24 protein-coding genes and 1 pseudogene are annotated in these 17,611 nt (G+C 32.2%); 11 read left to right on the top strand and 14 right to left on the bottom strand.

The window, feature by feature from the left end:
* The first annotated feature begins 104 nt into the window (after positions 1-104).
* The 3 genes and pseudogenes from ACXKY9_RS04200 to ACXKY9_RS04190 all read left to right on the top strand — a co-directional run bounded on the left by ACXKY9_RS04200 (position 105) and on the right by ACXKY9_RS04190 (position 2,407).
* Positions 105-785, top strand: a complete 681-nt coding sequence (locus tag ACXKY9_RS04200; RefSeq protein ID WP_001056899.1) for a FadR/GntR family transcriptional regulator — start codon at positions 105-107, stop codon at positions 783-785.
* 70 nt (positions 786-855) lie between these two features.
* A pseudogene (locus tag ACXKY9_RS04195) lies at positions 856-2,045 on the top strand (MFS transporter).
* A gap of 56 nt (positions 2,046-2,101) precedes the next feature.
* Complete coding sequence (locus ACXKY9_RS04190) at positions 2,102-2,407, top strand: hypothetical protein (RefSeq protein WP_000264240.1); 306 nt, start codon at positions 2,102-2,104, stop codon at positions 2,405-2,407.
* A 96-nt stretch (positions 2,408-2,503) separates the two neighbouring features.
* Here ACXKY9_RS04190 and ACXKY9_RS04185 read toward each other — a convergent pair whose 3' ends face one another.
* The 5 genes from ACXKY9_RS04185 to ACXKY9_RS04165 all read right to left on the bottom strand — a co-directional run bounded on the left by ACXKY9_RS04185 (position 2,504) and on the right by ACXKY9_RS04165 (position 4,506).
* Positions 2,504-2,650: a hypothetical protein gene (locus ACXKY9_RS04185; protein WP_000498632.1), complete on the bottom strand. Its 147-nt coding sequence runs from the start codon at positions 2,648-2,650 to the stop codon at positions 2,504-2,506.
* Positions 2,651-3,002: 352 nt separating this feature from the next.
* Positions 3,003-3,314 (bottom strand): heavy metal-binding domain-containing protein, encoded by a 312-nt coding sequence (locus tag ACXKY9_RS04180; protein WP_000637506.1) that lies wholly within the window; start codon positions 3,312-3,314, stop codon positions 3,003-3,005.
* Positions 3,315-3,456: 142 nt separating this feature from the next.
* A complete protein-coding gene (locus ACXKY9_RS04175; protein WP_000635852.1) occupies positions 3,457-3,660 on the bottom strand; it encodes a DUF4028 family protein in 204 nt (67 codons plus the stop codon).
* Between the two features lie 138 nt (positions 3,661-3,798).
* On the bottom strand, positions 3,799-4,329 hold the full coding sequence (locus tag ACXKY9_RS04170; protein ID WP_001100090.1) for a general stress protein: 531 nt from the start codon (positions 4,327-4,329) through the stop codon (positions 3,799-3,801).
* A gap of 36 nt (positions 4,330-4,365) precedes the next feature.
* Positions 4,366-4,506 carry a hypothetical protein gene (locus ACXKY9_RS04165; RefSeq protein ID WP_001004570.1) on the bottom strand — a complete coding sequence of 47 codons (141 nt, stop codon included), beginning with the start codon at positions 4,504-4,506 and terminating at the stop codon, positions 4,366-4,368.
* Positions 4,507-4,741: 235 nt separating this feature from the next.
* Here ACXKY9_RS04165 and ACXKY9_RS04160 point away from each other — a divergent pair, with 235 nt between their 5' ends.
* From ACXKY9_RS04160 to ACXKY9_RS04150, 3 genes are all read left to right on the top strand, one after another.
* A complete protein-coding gene (locus tag ACXKY9_RS04160; RefSeq protein ID WP_000991345.1) occupies positions 4,742-4,993 on the top strand; it encodes a hypothetical protein in 252 nt (83 codons plus the stop codon).
* Between the two features lie 204 nt (positions 4,994-5,197).
* On the top strand, positions 5,198-7,888 hold the full coding sequence (locus ACXKY9_RS04155; RefSeq protein WP_001084954.1) for an ATP-binding protein: 2,691 nt from the start codon (positions 5,198-5,200) through the stop codon (positions 7,886-7,888).
* Between the two features lie 16 nt (positions 7,889-7,904).
* On the top strand, positions 7,905-8,762 hold the full coding sequence (locus ACXKY9_RS04150) for a CheR family methyltransferase (RefSeq protein WP_000429042.1): 858 nt from the start codon (positions 7,905-7,907) through the stop codon (positions 8,760-8,762).
* A gap of 39 nt (positions 8,763-8,801) precedes the next feature.
* Here the strand turns inward: ACXKY9_RS04150 and ACXKY9_RS04145 are convergent, their stop codons facing one another.
* The 5 genes from ACXKY9_RS04145 to ACXKY9_RS04125 all read right to left on the bottom strand — a co-directional run bounded on the left by ACXKY9_RS04145 (position 8,802) and on the right by ACXKY9_RS04125 (position 12,188).
* On the bottom strand, positions 8,802-9,944 hold the full coding sequence (locus tag ACXKY9_RS04145) for a fused response regulator/phosphatase (protein WP_000025534.1): 1,143 nt from the start codon (positions 9,942-9,944) through the stop codon (positions 8,802-8,804).
* A 167-nt stretch (positions 9,945-10,111) separates the two neighbouring features.
* Entirely contained in the window at positions 10,112-10,552 is a 441-nt protein-coding gene (locus ACXKY9_RS04140) for a ferritin-like domain-containing protein (RefSeq protein WP_000017765.1), read from the bottom strand.
* A 69-nt stretch (positions 10,553-10,621) separates the two neighbouring features.
* Positions 10,622-11,398 carry an RNA polymerase sigma factor SigB gene (gene sigB / locus ACXKY9_RS04135; protein WP_002100806.1) on the bottom strand — a complete coding sequence of 259 codons (777 nt, stop codon included), beginning with the start codon at positions 11,396-11,398 and terminating at the stop codon, positions 10,622-10,624.
* A complete protein-coding gene (gene rsbW, locus ACXKY9_RS04130) occupies positions 11,361-11,843 on the bottom strand; it encodes an anti-sigma B factor RsbW (protein WP_000970579.1) in 483 nt (160 codons plus the stop codon). Before rsbW ends, sigB begins: the two co-directional genes overlap by 38 nt.
* Positions 11,844-11,849: 6 nt before the next feature.
* Complete coding sequence (locus ACXKY9_RS04125; protein WP_002060869.1) at positions 11,850-12,188, bottom strand: STAS domain-containing protein; 339 nt, start codon at positions 12,186-12,188, stop codon at positions 11,850-11,852.
* A 196-nt stretch (positions 12,189-12,384) separates the two neighbouring features.
* Here ACXKY9_RS04125 and ACXKY9_RS04120 point away from each other — a divergent pair, with 196 nt between their 5' ends.
* Positions 12,385-12,585 carry a hypothetical protein gene (locus ACXKY9_RS04120; protein ID WP_000391011.1) on the top strand — a complete coding sequence of 67 codons (201 nt, stop codon included), beginning with the start codon at positions 12,385-12,387 and terminating at the stop codon, positions 12,583-12,585.
* A 181-nt stretch (positions 12,586-12,766) separates the two neighbouring features.
* Here ACXKY9_RS04120 and ACXKY9_RS04115 read toward each other — a convergent pair whose 3' ends face one another.
* The 3 genes from ACXKY9_RS04115 to ACXKY9_RS04105 all read right to left on the bottom strand — a co-directional run bounded on the left by ACXKY9_RS04115 (position 12,767) and on the right by ACXKY9_RS04105 (position 13,734).
* The gene (locus ACXKY9_RS04115; protein ID WP_000522903.1) at positions 12,767-13,018 is read right to left on the bottom strand and encodes a GlsB/YeaQ/YmgE family stress response membrane protein; all 252 of its coding nucleotides are present in this window, start codon (positions 13,016-13,018) and stop codon (positions 12,767-12,769) included.
* A 75-nt stretch (positions 13,019-13,093) separates the two neighbouring features.
* Positions 13,094-13,294 carry a CsbD family protein gene (locus ACXKY9_RS04110; RefSeq protein ID WP_001293468.1) on the bottom strand — a complete coding sequence of 67 codons (201 nt, stop codon included), beginning with the start codon at positions 13,292-13,294 and terminating at the stop codon, positions 13,094-13,096.
* Positions 13,295-13,344: 50 nt separating this feature from the next.
* Positions 13,345-13,734 (bottom strand): YflT domain-containing protein, encoded by a 390-nt coding sequence (locus tag ACXKY9_RS04105; protein WP_000448802.1) that lies wholly within the window; start codon positions 13,732-13,734, stop codon positions 13,345-13,347.
* Positions 13,735-13,947: 213 nt separating this feature from the next.
* Between ACXKY9_RS04105 and ACXKY9_RS04100 the strand changes: the two genes are divergently transcribed.
* Complete coding sequence (locus ACXKY9_RS04100) at positions 13,948-14,403, top strand: hypothetical protein (protein ID WP_000720859.1); 456 nt, start codon at positions 13,948-13,950, stop codon at positions 14,401-14,403.
* A gap of 81 nt (positions 14,404-14,484) precedes the next feature.
* Here the strand turns inward: ACXKY9_RS04100 and ACXKY9_RS04095 are convergent, their stop codons facing one another.
* A complete protein-coding gene (locus tag ACXKY9_RS04095) occupies positions 14,485-14,898 on the bottom strand; it encodes a hypothetical protein (protein ID WP_000120205.1) in 414 nt (137 codons plus the stop codon).
* A 279-nt stretch (positions 14,899-15,177) separates the two neighbouring features.
* On the opposite strand from ACXKY9_RS04095, the gene ACXKY9_RS04090 reads away from it, so the two are divergent.
* The 3 genes from ACXKY9_RS04090 (at position 15,178) to ACXKY9_RS04080 (ending at position 17,446) form a co-directional block, all read left to right on the top strand.
* Positions 15,178-15,285: a YjcZ family sporulation protein gene (locus ACXKY9_RS04090; RefSeq protein WP_000505670.1), complete on the top strand. Its 108-nt coding sequence runs from the start codon at positions 15,178-15,180 to the stop codon at positions 15,283-15,285.
* A gap of 649 nt (positions 15,286-15,934) precedes the next feature.
* Positions 15,935-16,465, top strand: a complete 531-nt coding sequence (locus ACXKY9_RS04085; protein ID WP_000955501.1) for an RNA polymerase sigma factor SigX — start codon at positions 15,935-15,937, stop codon at positions 16,463-16,465.
* A 3-nt stretch (positions 16,466-16,468) separates the two neighbouring features.
* Positions 16,469-17,446 (top strand): DUF4179 domain-containing protein, encoded by a 978-nt coding sequence (locus ACXKY9_RS04080; protein ID WP_000650408.1) that lies wholly within the window; start codon positions 16,469-16,471, stop codon positions 17,444-17,446.
* Positions 17,447-17,611 lie beyond the last annotated feature (165 nt).

Genomic DNA, 17,611 nt, shown 5'->3' with positions numbered 1-17,611 from the left:
AAAGAATCTCTTTTAGTATCTCGGCTTCAACTACCTAAAAAATAACATTGTCAACACAACTTAAATTGGTTATCATAAAAACGAATATAACAGGAGATGAGCAGATGAATATGAACGAAAAGAAATCCTTTTCAAAAGTTTCTCGGCGAAAATTAGTCGATGAAGTATTGGAACGTCTACAAGAGAAAATCTTTTCTGGCGAGTATGAAGTTGGTGATCGCCTCCCTACAGAGCCGCAATTAATGGAAGAGCTAGGGGTAGGACGTTCAACGCTGCGAGAGAGTATAAAGATATTAGTACATGCTGGCGTATTAGAAGTTCGACAAGGACAAGGCACTCGTATTGTCTCATTAAATACAACGCAAGATTCATTTGAAAAAAGACTGCAAGCAGCTAATATAAATCATGTGTATGAAGCACGAAATATGTTAGATAAAGAAGTAGCAATGTTAGCGGCACAACGCCGAAGCGAAGAGGATCTTTTATATTTAAAAGGACATTTGAATAAAAGAAAAAATGCCCTTCAAGAAGGAAATTATGTAGCATACATAGATGCAGACATTCAGTTTCATCTAGCCATTGCAAAGGCGAGCAAAAACGAAGTTCTATTTGATTTGTATCAATCTTTCGTACCTGCCCTTCGCCATATTTTAAGTCAATTAATATTACATACAGCGAACTATGAAGACAACTCTGGCATTCATGAAAAGTTATTCCAAGCTATTTTAAAGCAAAATACCGAAGAGGCGCGAACATACGCTGTTCAAAATTTGGAGCTGAAATAAGCTCCTTATCTATTACACAAAAACGTCAGATGATATACTCAATAACATCTGATGTTTAAGAAAGGAGAAAATGAAATTGAAACAGCAAGAACGAACTTATTTGTATATACTAGCACTATTTTTTGTTTCCATTAATTTACGTATCGGAATTACATCTGTTTCACCTTTATTAGAAACAATCCGACAAGACTTAAATATAAGCAATTTTTCCGTTAGTTTTTTAACAGCTATTCCTGTTTTTTGTATGGGGACATTCGCCTTACTGACTGGGAAGGTAATTAAAAAATACGGGGCAGAAAAATCAATTATGACTTGTCTTATTTTAATCGGCTTGGCAACATGTATGAGAGCTTTTACCTTTTCCATTTCCACATTATTCGCGAGTTCTTTATTTATCGGTATTGGAATTGCACTTGCAGGTCCTTTACTATCAGGTTTTATTAAAGAAAAATTCCCTACAAAAATTGGCTTAATGATTGGCATATATTCAGTAGGTATGGGAACTGGCGCTTCTTTAAGTGCAGGTTTAACAATCCCTTTACAACATGTATTAAAAAGATCTTGGAATATGGCACTCGCTTTTTGGGGTGCACTAACTATTATCGCTATTATGTTTTGGTATCCTGTTATGAAACGAAAAAAGAAGACGAACACACAAAATAAAAGAATAATAAATTGCCTTTAAGAAATAAAAAAGCATGGTTATTTACAATCCTTTTCGGGCTACAATCAGGAATCTTTTATTCCATTACGACTTGGCTTGCGCCGGCAAATCAAAGTATGGGTGTGAGTAGTAAGCAAGCAGGTACTCTTATAACTGTTTTTACCGTGATCCAAATGATATGTAGCTTTTTAATTCCGACATTAGCGGATATTTATAAAAACAGAGCACTTTGGTTATTAGGGAGTATATGCTTTGTAATCGTAGGTTTATCGCTTATGATTTACCCACTAACTACACCATGGATCCCTTCTATTTTACTAGGTATCGGGCTCGGCGGCGTATTTCCACTCGCTCTTATGCTGCCGCTATATGAAACAAAAACTTCAGAAGATGCAAGTGCATGGACTGCTATGATGCAATCAGGAGGATATATTATGGGCGGATTCATTCCTGTCCTAGCTGGGATAGCTCGTGACTATTTTGATAGTTATACGCAAGTTTTTATTATAATGGCACTTTTAAGCTTAATTTTACTCCTATTAACTTTAGTCATGAATAAAAGGAGAAGAAATGCAGAAGACCTTTTCTCCGCTTAAATTTAAAATGTTAATATATGGTATAATTTAATTAAAAAACGAATGGAGCTTCTAACATGTGGTTCATTTCGGCAATTTGGCCTATTATACTAGTCGGGGGAATTGTAGTATTTGTAATAAAAAGATTGGAACATAAATATAAGCACGGCAAATTAGGTAAGAAAAAATCAAAAAACACTCAAATTTTATTAGACAGTTTAATACCAATGGCAATGCTTTTAGGGTGTTTGATCGGTATTATTGTCGGCATATTTTCTCCTGATTCTTTACTACTTTCAATTAGTTTAGGATCCGGAATAGGCTATTTATTTGGTTTTTTTGCCTATGAATTTTATAGCAAGACAGGAAACAATTTTTCCTAATCCAAAAGGAATAAGCGGGACAGTACATAGTAATCATATGAAATATGTAACTGTCCTTTATTTTTGCATCAATGTTATCACCTTACCTTTCGCCTACTATACACCTCTTTTATTGATTTTTCTCTCCTCCCCTTTTTGCATATCCGCTTTTTTATTTTCATTGGATCTATATCCAAAGTAAAGTAGCGCACATGTAATAACAGAACCTACAATGTATCCTAAAAAACATCCTAACCAAAACATAAAAATTGCCCCCAATCCATTATAAATTTTATGTAGTAGACATCTGTAAAACGTTCTCGGTACCTCCGTTTTTTATTACAGATTGGAAAATCCCCTTAACCATTCCATCCATGAACATTCTGTCTTCTCTATTGTGATTATTATCTATAAAGTTATTTATACCACTAATTCTTCCATTATCTCAAATAACAACTTTATTATTTATTATAAAGTTTGCACTCACACTACATATATGTAGCATCACTGTCTCTTTTTCATTTTACCCTTGCAACTGGAGTTTACTTCTACAACTTAAAAACAAAAAAAACCCTCAAAGCATAAACTTCAAGGGGTGAGCCTGTTTTTTATTTACTTATATACGTACAGCTGTACCACTTACAGCAACCATTAACATTCCATCACGAACAACTTCATAATCTACGTCAATACCAACGATAGCGTTCGCACCTTTTTGTCGTGCAAGTTCTTTCATTTCATCCATTGCAATATCACGTGCGTCTTTTAATTTACTTTCGTAAGCACCAGCACGACCACCGACAACATCACGAACGGAAGCGAATAAATCTCGGACAATGTTTGCACCCATAATCGCTTCACCATTTACAATATCAATATACTCAATAATTTCTTTACCTTGAATTCCAGAAGTTGTTGTTACAATCATGACTGACACTCTCCTAATAAGTTGTAGTTTTAATTAGCTTTCTTATGTCTTTATTATGACATGGAAAAAGTAACTAATCTATTGAATTACCTTACAGGAGTGTGACAATTTTGTAATAATAAAATGCGCTTTATGTTTCATTTTAATAAAGCGCTTTAATATTTGGATACATAAACGAGTCTCTATTTTCTTTCCAATCCTTTTCTACTTCTTTAAAAGTTGGTCGCCCTAATTCTTTATTATTTTCATGTTTACTAAACCATTTTTTCACATACTGATCTCCATTTTTATTTTGAACTGTGCAAAGGAAACTATTACTACTATCCTTTAATATTTTTACAATCACGAATAGACACCTCTTCCCTTCTCAATATCATAATAGGACTTGATCTTTTACTATAAGCCCTTCCTCTCTTATAGTCATACGACTCCTCGGCCGCGCCAAAGTTGTAAGATCAAAAACGATATTCACTTTGTTTACATTTTATTTAAAGAAATCAGAGTTATAGGCATTATGCTTATCAAATATTTTATAGATTTCTAACTTATCATCTAATTTTGCATCTACTAAAATTAATATATTTCCATCGTAAATATATTCTTCATACTTTTTAGCATGGTCTTCAGGGATTCCTAAGCCGATAAATGCTCCTATTAAACTTCCAGCTCCTCCGCCAATACCGGCTCCTCCAATAGCTGCTGCGATTGGTCCTGCTGCTACAATTGGACCCATTCCAGATACGGCAAGTATACCAAGACCTGTTAATAAACCACCGAGCCCGCCTGCTACTCCTCCAGCTACAAGCCCTGTCGCTGAAAAGATATCTGCTTTATGTGCAGTTTCGCTATTCACTTTTTCACCCGATTTTTCTTCTAGATGTTCAATTTCCTTTTGATCTTTCGCAATAGCTGAAATGTTATCTGCTGAATATCCTTTATCATTTAATTCATTAATAACGAGTGCTGCATCATCAATTGTTCTAAAAACACCTACTATTTTTCTATCTACATTCATAACTATTAACCTCCTAAAGTTTTATATAATGTATTTTTATTTTTCTTCATTTCTGTATACACTAATTTTCTTATTAACATAACCATTTATGAAAAAAGCGAATAGTAAAAGCACTACAAGTGAACTACTTAACAAGTAAATTAAATCAAATGTAATATTAATCATCATTTCATTCATGTATACCAGGCTCCTTTTTATTTAAAGTAAAAGTATATTTTGATAGACTAATCTACTAAACATAGACATCTTACAATTCATCTTCAGTCAATCTCTTTGTAGTATATGTATACCCTTCCTAACCTTTTCTAAACGTAAAAACTATAATTATATTTTTTCTTATTTATGTGTTTAACATTTTTTAAAACGGGTATGTTTATATTGTTATGCTTACTATATGGAAAGGAATATTACGATGAACGCCATTCACTCTACTACTATTTCTTATAATGAAATACCTACAATAACGCAGATTCATCATTTTTATGCTTTAATGACAACATTTCAAACGAATGTATTTATAGGTAAACACGGAGCACTTACTTCTATTAAAAACTTAAGCACTCTAGTATCCTTTTTCCTTACTGTAAAAAAGAGAGATCTTGTATTATTTATTTTTGAAGGAATAGATGCAAAAAGAGCTTTAAGAACACTCTTCCCTTCTTAGAATATTTGTTATCCTCTATTCCCTCGTTTACTACCTTTCATATATGTTTTTATATTTCAAAATGATTTCCCCTATTAAAAAAGAACCCCCTAATACAATAGGGGGATTTCTAGTTTAGCCTTATGAAAACTGATATAATATATATTACGTTTTTCATTCTTTAAAATAGAAAAGTTTTAATAACCTTGAAGGTAGGAATTTTTAATGAACTCGAAAGCAAAATTTAGTATTCGCTACAAAATTATGGCTGGTTATTTAGTTATCATTTTGTTCTTACTTGTTTCTTTCATTATGTTGAACAATGAGATTTCTAATTTACAAAAATCTCGTAATTTTATTATTGATCACGATTTTAAAGTTCTCAATTTAACAAATCAAGTGGAGAAAGATTTACTAACAATTGAAAATAAAGCGAAAGGGTTTATCATTTCTAATAATCCAAATTACGTACAATCTCTTAATTCTGCGGAAAAGGATTACGAAAAGCATTATCAAGATCTTTTCTCATTATTAGAGGATAACCCATCTCAGCAAGAAAAATTAAAACAGATTAACGAAAATATTATTAGTTGGATAAATAAAGAGATTCACCCGTTAATTGCAAATCATAATAGTAATAATGTACAAACAATCGACACGACTCAAATTCAGTCATTACAGTCACAGGTAACTAACTTCCGTAGCACTGAGGAGCAATTAACGAAAAAAAGAGCAGCACAATTAGATACTGAAAATAATAAATTAGAAATTTGGTTATACAGTTTATTGTTCTTACTTTCTTGTATTTCTATTATCATTTCACTCTATATTTCGAATTCCATTACAAAAACGATTAAAAATGTAATTCAAGCTATTAAATCCATTTCTTCTAAAGAAAAAATCACGGAAAGAATTCATGTAAACACACGTGATGAAATAAAAGATCTTGCTCATACAACGAATCACTTACTAGACGAAATATCGAAAAGAGAATGGTTACAAACTGAGCTTGCAGAATTAATTTTAATGTATCAAGGTGTATCTTCTATTGAGATGTTAGGTAAAAAAATTCTTAGTGGAATTATACAAAAAACGCAAACTTCTTGCGGAGCATTTTATGTACGTGAAGAAATTGAAGACACTGTCTACTATGTGAAGAAAGCTTCTTTCGCCGATCAAGGTGCTGATATTGGGAAACAATCCATTCAAATGGGTGAAGGTTTTATTGGACAGTCTGCCTTAGAAAAGAAAAGTTTTATTCTCAGGGATATACCCGAAGAGTTTCGTTATGTCACTAGCGGAGTATTAGAAATACGTCCTAAAAATCTATTAATCATCCCTATCTTATTTGAGGATAAAGTGATCGCAGTAATGGAGTTAGTAAGTGTAACTGAGATTTCAGATTTACATCAAGATTTAATTCAACAAACCGTTGATAATCTAGGTTTAACAATCCATAGCATTATGGGACGTATGCGAATTCAAACTCTTTTACATGAATCACAAGCAATGACAGAAGAGTTACAAGTTCAATCAGAAGAATTGCAAACGCAAGCGGAAGAACTACAAATGCAAGCAGAAGAATTACGAACAACGAATGAACAATTAGAGTCTAGAACTGAAGAGGCTGAGCAGAAAACAGCTGACTTACAAATTACTAAATCAGAATTAGAAGAAAAAGCAAGCGAGTTGTTACGCAGCTCAAAATACAAATCTGAGTTCCTAGCAAATATGTCACATGAATTACGCACACCGTTAAATAGTATTTTACTATTATCTGAAATGTTAAGAGAAAATCATAATAACAATTTATCCGACGATGAGATTGAATTAGCAACTGTCATTCATTCATCAGGGAAAGACTTACTTACTTTAATTAATGACATACTCGATTTATCTAAAGTAGAAGCAGGCAAACTAGACATCATTTTTGAAGCAACGAACATAAGTGACATGGCAGCCAATATGCATCAAAACTTTTTACATATAGCTGCACAAAAAAATGTCGAATTTACTATTGAAGACAGTGATACGATTCCTGATCTGTTTTATACAGATGCAAAACGGATTGAGCAAATTATTAAAAACTTATTATCCAATGCATTTAAATTTACAGAAAAAGGATCCGTTTCTTTACATTTCGATTCGATAGAAACAAGTAATTTAAGTCATGATATGCAGTCTATAAGTAAAGATTGGATTACAATTTCAGTAAAAGATACTGGTATTGGTATCGCTAAAGAACAGCATCAACTTATTTTCGAAGCCTTTCAACAGGCAGATGGCGCAACGATTCGGAAGTATGGTGGTACAGGATTAGGTTTATCTATTTGTAAAGAGTTTGCTAGATTGTTAGGTGGTTGGATTACGTTAGAGAGTAATGTAGGAGAAGGTAGTACTTTCACGGTATATATTCCTAACCTTCCAAATGGATTACCAGATATACAGTTATCCAATTTAGAAGTCGCAGCAACGATAGAAGATGTTATTCCTGCTGAAGTTGTTGAAGAAACTATCGTTACTCCCGAAACAAATAACGTCTTCCAAGAGAAAACCATTTTAATTGTCGATGATGATCATCGAAATATATTTGCGTTACAAAACGCATTAAAAAAACAAAATGCCAACATTATTACTGCCCAAAACGGCTTAGAGTGTTTAGAAATACTAAAAAGTAATACAAATATTGACCTTATTTTAATGGATATTATGATGCCTAATATGGACGGTTATGAAACGATGGAAAATATCCGAATGAACTTAGGGTTAAATGAAATACCTATTATCGCATTAACTGCTAAAGCAATGCCAAATGATAAGGAAAAATGTTTATCTGCTGGCGCTTCAGATTATATAAGTAAACCATTAAATCTACATCAACTCTATTCGGTAATGAGTGTATGGTTAATAAAATAAGTGAGGTTTAGTTGGAGTGGAAAATAAGTATTATAATTTTGATCCATCAGTAGATACGGATGAGCGCACGAACTTAGAAATTGAATTACTATTGGAAGCGGTATTTAAACTATCAGGATTTGATTTTCGCCAATATGCTCGCACATCTATTTATAGAAGAATTTGTAATAGAATGCAGCTCTCTAATATCCCTACCATTTCAAAATTAATTGAAAAAGTAATTCACGAGGAAGGGGTTTTAGAACAGTTATTAAATGATTTCTCGATTAATGTAACTGAGATGTTCCGTAACCCTGCCTTTTTTAAAGCGCTTAGAGAGCATGTTATTCCTGAATTAAAAAAGCAACCTGAAATTAGAATTTGGCATGCTGGATGCGCAACTGGTGAAGAAGTATTATCAATGTCCATCTTACTTCACGAAGAAGGATTAAGTGAAAAGTCGGTTATTTACGCAACAGATATGAATACAAATGTGTTAGAAAAAGCAAAACAAGCTATCCTCCCGTTAAATAAAATGCAAACTTATACGAAAAATTATTTACAAGCTGGCGGTACACAAGCATTTTCTAACTATTATTCAACAGATAATCGTTTTGCTTATTTTAATCCATCACTTTTACAAAACATTATTTTTGCACAGCATAATTTAGTAACCGATCAATCTTTTAACGAGTTTCATATTATACTTTGTCGTAACGTTTTAATTTACTTTACAAGTAAACTTCAAAATCAAGTGCAGCAACTATTTTATGAAAGCTTAGGTCACAATGGTTTTCTATGTTTAGGAAATAAAGAAACTCTTCGTTTTTCAAATATAATGCCGCATTATACCCAATTTAATCCTAGCGAACAAATTTATCAAAAAATACAATAAAAAGCGTATGAAATCCTCTGTTTGGATTTCATACGCTTTTTATTTCGCATTCGTTTGTATCATAATTAGACACATATCATCTGATTGCGCTTTCTTTTGTTCTTCCTTGTAAAACCCTTCTATCTCGCCTTCTAAATCTCCCCATTTTCTTTCTGTAAAAGTACGTAATTTCTCTTCAGCCTCAAATTCATCATTTGCAATTGCTTCAAGAACACCATCTGTAAACAATACGATTTGAGCGTTCTTCTCAAAAGGTATAACTGTCTTTTTAACTTTTATTTCATCAAAAAATCCTACCGCACAACTCCCGTGATTTAGTTCAAACATATTTGTTTCATCGACTAAAACGTATCCAGAAGGATGCCCTGCATTTACATATTCAATCGTTCTCTTTTCTGTATCTACTACTAAATATATCGCTGTAAAATAATATGGAATATCGTCATTCTCATTATGTAAAAGAGTCATATATTTATTTAAATCTTTAATGACAAGTTCTGGATCGATTAAAGATTTAATCGTTTCACGTAATACAGACGAAATAAACATACAAACTAATGAAGCAGATATACCATGTCCCATCACGTCTAATAATATAATACCGTAGCGGTTTTCATCGATTTTATACCAATAATACATATCTCCAGCTAATTTAAATGAAGGTAAGTAACTTGCTTCAATTTTTATATAATCTTCTCTTAATGGGCTACTTAATAAGTTTCTTTGTACTTGCGTAGCTAAATCTAGTTCATTCCGAAGATTTTCTTCTTGTTCTTTATGCCAATTTAATTCCGATTTCAAGCGTAACGCTACACGCATACGTGCTAATAGTTCAACTTTATTTATAGGTTTCGTAATATAATCCATTGCCCCCATATCAAGAGCTTCGGCCAACTTATTGGCATCCTCTAAAGCTGTAACAAAAATAATAGGAATATCTTTAAACTTCTCCTCTTTTTGTAATCGCCTACAAACTTCAAGTCCATCAATTTCAGGCATCATAATATCTAACAGTATTAAATCAATTTCATTATACCTGGAAGAATCTTCTCCAAATTGAATGTATTCGAAAAGCTCTTGTGCAGAATTCAGCGATACAAGATCCTGATATCCGGCTTGCTTTAAAATTTTTTCAATTACAAAGATGTTAACCGGATTATCATCGACAATTAAAATGGACACAAGTTATTTCCCCTTTTCTTATTTAAAATGTAAATCTATTATCATTTTCTAGTATTGCATACTCAGTTACAAAATGAAAATTTCCTACTCTAACATAATTTTTATACAGCAAAAGAACAAACCCCCAGAAATGAGAGTTTGTTCTTTCATTCTATAAATTTCCACTATTAATTTAATACCATTGCTTTGTCATTTAAAAGACGATCTAATTCTTCCATATGATTTGTTTCATCTGCAATCATATCTTCTAACTTTACAACTAACTCTGTCATATTTAATTTCGCTGCCTGTTCTTTTCTCGTTTCATAACGCTTAATTGTCTCATATTCTGATTGTCTAGCGTATTCTAACATTTCTCTAACATCTTCTGCTTGTTTCACTCGTAAAGGGATTGTAGTAGGTGTACCACCTAACGTCTTAATTTTCTCCGCTAAATATAGGGCATGTCCTTGTTCATCACTAATTTCAGATTCAAAGAAAGGTTTTAACACTTGTCTATATATACCAGAAACTGTAGCTGCATTATGGTTATACATAATAATTGCTGAGTATTCTCCTGCTAAATCTTCATTCAATCCTTCGATTAGTTCTTTCACATCGTGTGACATTTTTATATCTCCTCCTATATTTAATAAGTACCCCTTTTCTCATGTTTTAAACATAATGATTTTAAATTTTTATGTATCTAAAAATGCTGCTTGCTTCAATTTACTTATCGCTTGTCTTTTAATACGAGAAACGTGCATTTGTGAAATACCTAACCGTTCCCCTGTATCTTTTTGATTTAAATTTTCTCCAAATATATAATGAATAACACTCTTTTCTGTGTCATTTAATACGTTGAAAATATCCTTTAAAACGAGACGCCTTTCTGCCTCTTCATATCCTTGCTCTACTTCACCTACAGATTCAATCCTCGCTACCGAACTGCCATCAGATGAATTTTCAACTACATCATCTAAGGAAGATACGCGATAATTATTTTTCGCATCCATAATTTCTAGCACTTCCTCTTCGGATAGTCCTAAATGATCTGCAATCTCTTTAATCTTCGGTGAACGCTGGAAACGATCTGTTAGCTCCTCTATAGCAAGTTTAATCTTCCCGCCTAAATCTTTAATTCGCCTTGGAACGTGAATACCCCAAGTTTTATCACGTAAATATTTCTTTATTTCGCCTACTATTGTAGGTATTGCAAACGGCTCAAAAGCATTCCCTATCGAATAATCATACCTTCTTATTGCGCCTAAGAGCCCTAACATCCCTACTTGTATAATATCCTCATGCATAGGCCCGCCTTTTGAATAGCGATATGCAATGGAGTATACAAGATTTTTATAGTGATTAACCAATCTTTCCTGTGCTTCATCACATTGGTTTTGTTGGAAGTCTGCAATTAGTTTAATAACGTCTTCTTTAGTAAGATTTGTAGGTTGAGATTGGATTTCCATCATTCTCCACCTGCTCTCTTTGTATATATTTTGTCATTAAAACTGTCATGCCCTCATCATGCATAATTTGTATATCATCCATTAACGTATTGATTAAATATAAACCTAAACCATTTTCCGGCAAATGTTCTACTGGTTTACTAATATCATACGGACCAACTTTCCTTTTTAAGCTATTAAAATCAAAGCTAACCCCATTATCCGCAGCCATAATTTCTAATCGATCTTCATATAGCCCGAAGACAATTGTAATTTCTCCAACGTCTTCTTTGTATGCATGTTGTACAATGTTTGTACAAGCTTCACTAATAGCAATTTTCATATCTTCTATATCGTCATAAGCAAAGCCCATTCGATTCGCAACACCAGCCATTGTTAAACGAATAATAGCCACATATTCTGCTTTTGCAGGAATTTTCATTTCTATCTTTTCAAATCTCTCCATCATCCCTAGTCACCTTCTTTCTACTTTTTCAAAATCGGAATTCAAATTTAATATTTCTGTTAGCCCTGTAATATCAAATAATCTTTTTAGCCTTTTAGACACACCAGTAAACTCTAGCTTCCCATCATTTTTCTTAACTGCTTTTAATAAAGCTATAAAAACTCCTAAGCCTGTACTATCCATATAATCTACGTTATGAAAATCTACTACAATATGAACCTCTTTTTCGCTTGTAATAGGCATTACCTTATTTTTTAAATCTGATGCCGTATACGCATCAATCTCACCATTAAGTTGTACCGTATAACCTACATCATTTTGCAAAATATTTATTGCCAAATTCATCATTTCCGCCCCCTTATCTCGAACTTTTACTATTTAATTACCCATAAAAATTAGTTTTAAACATATTTTTTTATTTTCATTATAAATAAATTTTCTACACCTTTCTCGGCTTAACACTTAAATCGTACTAATAAATGTTTAAAACTTATAATTTTGTGTATGTATAATGTATAAACATTATTTTTAGGGGGATCTATCTATGGAAGAGCACAACTTTAAAAAGGGAGATTTCGTTCAATTTTCTTATCGACACGATCATGCTACAAAATTAGTTGGTTCCATTATTAACATACTAACGAATACAATTGTAGTTGATATAAGTAATAGCGAGGACTTATCTCATATAGAACCAAGGCAAGTCGTAAGAATAAATAATTGTAAAAAGGTAACGATGGCTTAATACATAATAGAAAGTGTAATGTTAATGAGTGGGGGGTTCTTCATCCTCCACTCATTCCTATGTAAAATACATAAAAAAGCATCCAAATTAGTTTAATTGGATGCTTTTTTATGTATTTTTATCAGTTCATTAACTTTATAACTATATATAATAAACTTAAGATTACTATTTATTATCATACTTACGCTTTCCGCAGCATTCTAGAGAAGAATGTAACGATTAAAATAAAGACGATTGCACCTAATAACGCTGGAAGAACAAAAATGCCTCCCCATTCAGGACCCCAATGACCAAATAACGCACTACCTACCCAAGATCCGATTAATCCGGCAATCACGTTACCAACTATACCTAACGGAAAGTCTTTTCCTGTAATCATTCCAGCTAACGCACCAATAAGTCCACCTACAATACACGTAATAATAAGTCCCACAATTAAACCTCCTATATTCGTTTTATATTGAATTCATCAAGCTTTAGTATGTAACTAAAGCTTGATGAACATATATTATTCTTTATTATCCAATTCATCACTTATCTTTTGTTTCACTTTTCCGACTTTTTCTTTTATCGTTCCCTTCGTTTTTTCCCACTTACCTTCATTTTTCAACTCTCTATCTTCTGTAACTTCACCAATTCCTTCTTTTACTTGTCCTTTTTTCTTTTCAACTTTACCTTTAACTTGTTCTTTTAGTCCGTTCTCACTCATATTTACAATCTCCTTTTCGTAATAGATTTATAGATTTAAAGGATACAAATTTAAATAGAATACATGCATCTTCTTTCTTGTAACCATTCACCGACTCTTTCTAAATCCTTAACGAATAACAAGATTTTCCCTTCATCCAGTTTTTCTTCATAAAAGTTCGCTTCTTCCTCATTAAGCCCTAACTCTTGCATTTTATTTCTTAACTGATCTCCTGTTTTTTGAAAGACGTTAATAATGCTTGTCCCAAGTCCCTCCTCTTTTATCCCAATTGTATTCACGTCTGCATTGTCCGCAATTCTATCTGTCCTATCTTTCTCATGCGTTAATACGTAAATATCTTTTTGGTCTATTCCTTTTTTCACGAGATCATTCGCCGCATTCATGACCTCTTTCTCCGTAATAAATTCATATACAAAAGGTTTACTATACTTCGTTTCCATCTTTAACTTCCTCCTTTAAAATGAATTATTTGTTATATTATATGTAGTACACCCATTTTCGAAATGTTAAACATAAAATATGAAAAAAGTTATGTGAATTTTAATTTTAATAGAGAATGAACATCATCATTTACCACTTTAAAACATCTTCTCCTTACAATAACCACCTAAATTAACAGAAAATTGTTATAATTAAGCTTGAGGAGGGATACTATGAAAAAAATCATATCTATATGCGCTCTAACCGCTTTATCTTTCACTTTAATAGGTTGTACAAGTACCTCGGCTACAGATAAAGCTTCACAAGTTAAGCAAGAACATAAACAAAATACCTTTCAATTAAATTCTGCTAATATTACAGACATTGAAATACTGAAAACAACAAATCATACTACTTCCAAATCTCAAACAGACAACGAAAAAATGATACAATCTATCGTTTCAGCAGTCCAAAAAGGCACTCCTAAACAAATCACACTAGATCAAAAAAAGAGAGAATCTGCACATTCTACTATTACTGTTACATATAAAGATGACTCAAAAGAAGAATTTCTTGTGTGGGCTGATAATAAGGAGCAAATTACGATTGCTAAAGATGAGAAGAAAGATAAGGTAGAAGGTGTGATAGTGAATATTAAAGATGCTAAAATAATGAAGGATTTCTTTTAAAATTCTAATTAACGTTAAAAAAAGTAGGATTACATCCTACTCTTTTTTTAATCATGCTCAATAAATAGACCTTTATAAAATCTATTTAAGGTCTAATTTTTCTAAATCATGTTGTAAAACATTGTTTCCTTCTTGTGGGTTAAATACGATTGCACTAAGACCAAAAACATTCGTAACAACATCTCTATCTTTCGGACGAATGATTCTTACTTCATAAGCAAAAAGTGCTGGAGGAAGAGCTGCTGAACGAAAAGTAACATATCGATTAGGTGGCAATGTTTGTGTTGAAGGGTCTATTAATGGTAACAATACCGGAGAACCAGATGACCAATCAAACATTTCAACTGTTACTCTACGAGTATCATCTGGATCAACATTCATAGCTTCAACAGTAAGAAATAACGTAGCGGAATGTCTACGTAATACACCCGTTGACAAAGTTTCATTGTGATGTTTATGACATCTTCCAGGAGGATGACCATAGCCATAGCTCATATCAATTCCCCCCTTTCATTTACAATTAAGGACAAGTATTCCTTATAATATATAATGCTAGTATTATTTTAATGAAAGGTATAAAAGCGGATTTCTATCTATTCGCTCTTAAAGAATAATATGGATTCTCCTGTTTTTCCTTTGAACTCCTGCTAAGAATAAATCTATTTTGAAAAGGACCTGCTCCATTTATTCGTAAAAAGCATAAAGTAAATGGAATCCGTTAAAACACATGAGTGAACCTTTGTTTTTCTCCTCCTATTTAAAGGAGGAACTGTTATGGGCTTTGGTGGTAGTTGTGGCGGCTGTGGCTTCGCTGGAGGATTTGCTTTATTAGTTGTATTGTTTATTTTATTAATCATCGTTGGAGCTGCTTGCTTCTGCTAAAAACTATCGAAAGGACACTCACGTGAGTGTCCTTTCTTCATGAAAAAAGCTCTACGCAATGTGCAGAGGTTCAAGTGTAACGAATACTTTAAAAATGTAGTATTACATTCCCCCTCCAAAATGAACTTCGATGCTATAAATTTCGTTTAAGTGCAATCTTAATATTTTAGTTTAATAGCAATATGGTGAAACTTTATTCCAAACAATATTGCTATTGCACCAAAGTAAAACAAACTGGACAACCTAGATTTCAAAAGGAAGACACCTTAAAGGTTGTCTTTTCTTTATAAGTAAAAAAAGCCCGCCTATTTCCGTAGGCGGGCTTTATCTTTATTACACAATATGAAAGTATACTCTCTTTTTCTTTGAAATTTTATGTAATTATACATATTCATGAAAATAGAAGAAGTGAAATTGTACGTTTAGATACAGTTTGGCAACAAACTAACTGTTTTCTTGTGCATTAATAGACAACTACTGCAAGAGTTATAGTTTTTATGTTTTCATTTCCTTTTTGCATTTCTCTTTTAATTAGACGAATGCTTTTTTTAGTACATAATAAAAAATATCCAGAAAAACTGTCACAAAATCCGTTTTTCTGGTTTCTCTATAATACAGGTATCAAATTGAAAGTGAGGTTTAAACGAACATGTTAACCATAGAAAATGAAGAAAGTCATGCTTCTGATATGACCTTTGAAGATTTATTTAAGCAGTACTATGCTTACGCTGTGAAACAAATCATCTGGATTGTTAAAGATCAATCTATCGCTGAAGAGTTAGCACAAGAAGTATTTTTACAATTATATCGTAGTGATTGGAAAGAGATTGAAAACATACCTGGATGGTTGATTAAATCTTCTACTTATGTAGCCTATAACCATTTTCGATCTGAAAAAAGGCAGCAAGCGAAGATTGATAAAGAAATACAATACCATGAAGTACAAAATGTTTCATCATTAGACGATGATTGGATAAGAAAAGAAGAAATTACAAAGGTCCAAACGATACTAAATAAAATGAATGATCGAGAACGAACCCTTTTACTAATGAAATTCTCTGGTTTTCAATATAAAGAAATTGCAGAAGTACTTCAAATTGAAATATCTTCTATTGGAACATTATTGGTCCGAGCCAAAATGAAATTTCGCAAGATTTATAAACAAATGGAGGAGGCATAACAGATGAAATGTTATGATATCGGGTTTATTCAAACATATATTGATGGAGAACTTTCTCATGATATAAGAAAGGAATTCACAAAACACCTAGATACATGTGAAGCATGCCAAGATTTATTAATAGAAATTAGTAAATTAAATCAATGGGAAAACGTAATGCTAGATGAAGAATCTGCAAATTCACCACAAGAAATCAAAATTGATATAGAACAAGCATGGAAAACATTTGAAAGTCGTTCCAAGTTAGACAATGTTTCTAATATAAATCACAAAAAACAACAAAAGAAGGGACTCTTTACAAACATGAGTAAAAAATCAAAACGTTTTATTTATACAGCAGTAGCTGCAGCAGCACTTTTCACAACAGCAATGATTCCACAAGTACAAGTGGCGGCTACAAATGTTGCTTCCTATTTTTCTAATGCAATTACAAATGATAAAGTTGTAAATGAAGGAATAAAAGATGAAAATGGTATCACACAAGATATGATGAAGAATGGTAAATATATTCCTATTGATGAAAAAATTACAGATCAAGGTATTACTGTACATCTCAAAGAAGTATTTATCGCAGATTCACGTATATCAGTTCATTATAGAATGGAAAAAGCGGACGGAAGTTTAGTACCATTTGAATTTGATACATCAGGATTAAATCTTGAGAGTGATGGTAAAATTGATGGGCAACAAGAGGAAAACCCTGAGATTAAAAATGACGGGAGACTATCATTTATCCATGATTCAGATGATTATCTTCCTTTTGAACTTATGGCAGCAGGTAAAAAGTTAGATAAAATAGGCATTCGTGATAATGATAGACCTGAAGGTGTTGCTACATTTGTTATAACTACTGAAGAAAAAGACGTTTTTAAACAGCCTCTTACTTTAGACGTAAATATAACTAGAATTGGAAAAGTAATTGGTTCTTGGAAAGCTCAAATTCCAATTGATACTTCACATTTGAAAAATAATACGAATTAACATGAAAAAAAGAATAGAACAATATGTATCTAATTCTCAGTTTATATGTTTCCTTGTTTTCGTTACATTTATTTCGTATATAGTTTTTACTCTATATTTTATTTATGATTTAAGTTTATAACCTTAAATCAATCATTTAAGACCATTATAAGAAAAAGCCCTCTA

The organism is Bacillus sp. 2175, from assembly GCF_057812155.1.
Note: the sequence above shows the minus strand (reverse complement) of the source record. Positions and strands in the feature narration are given on the sequence as shown.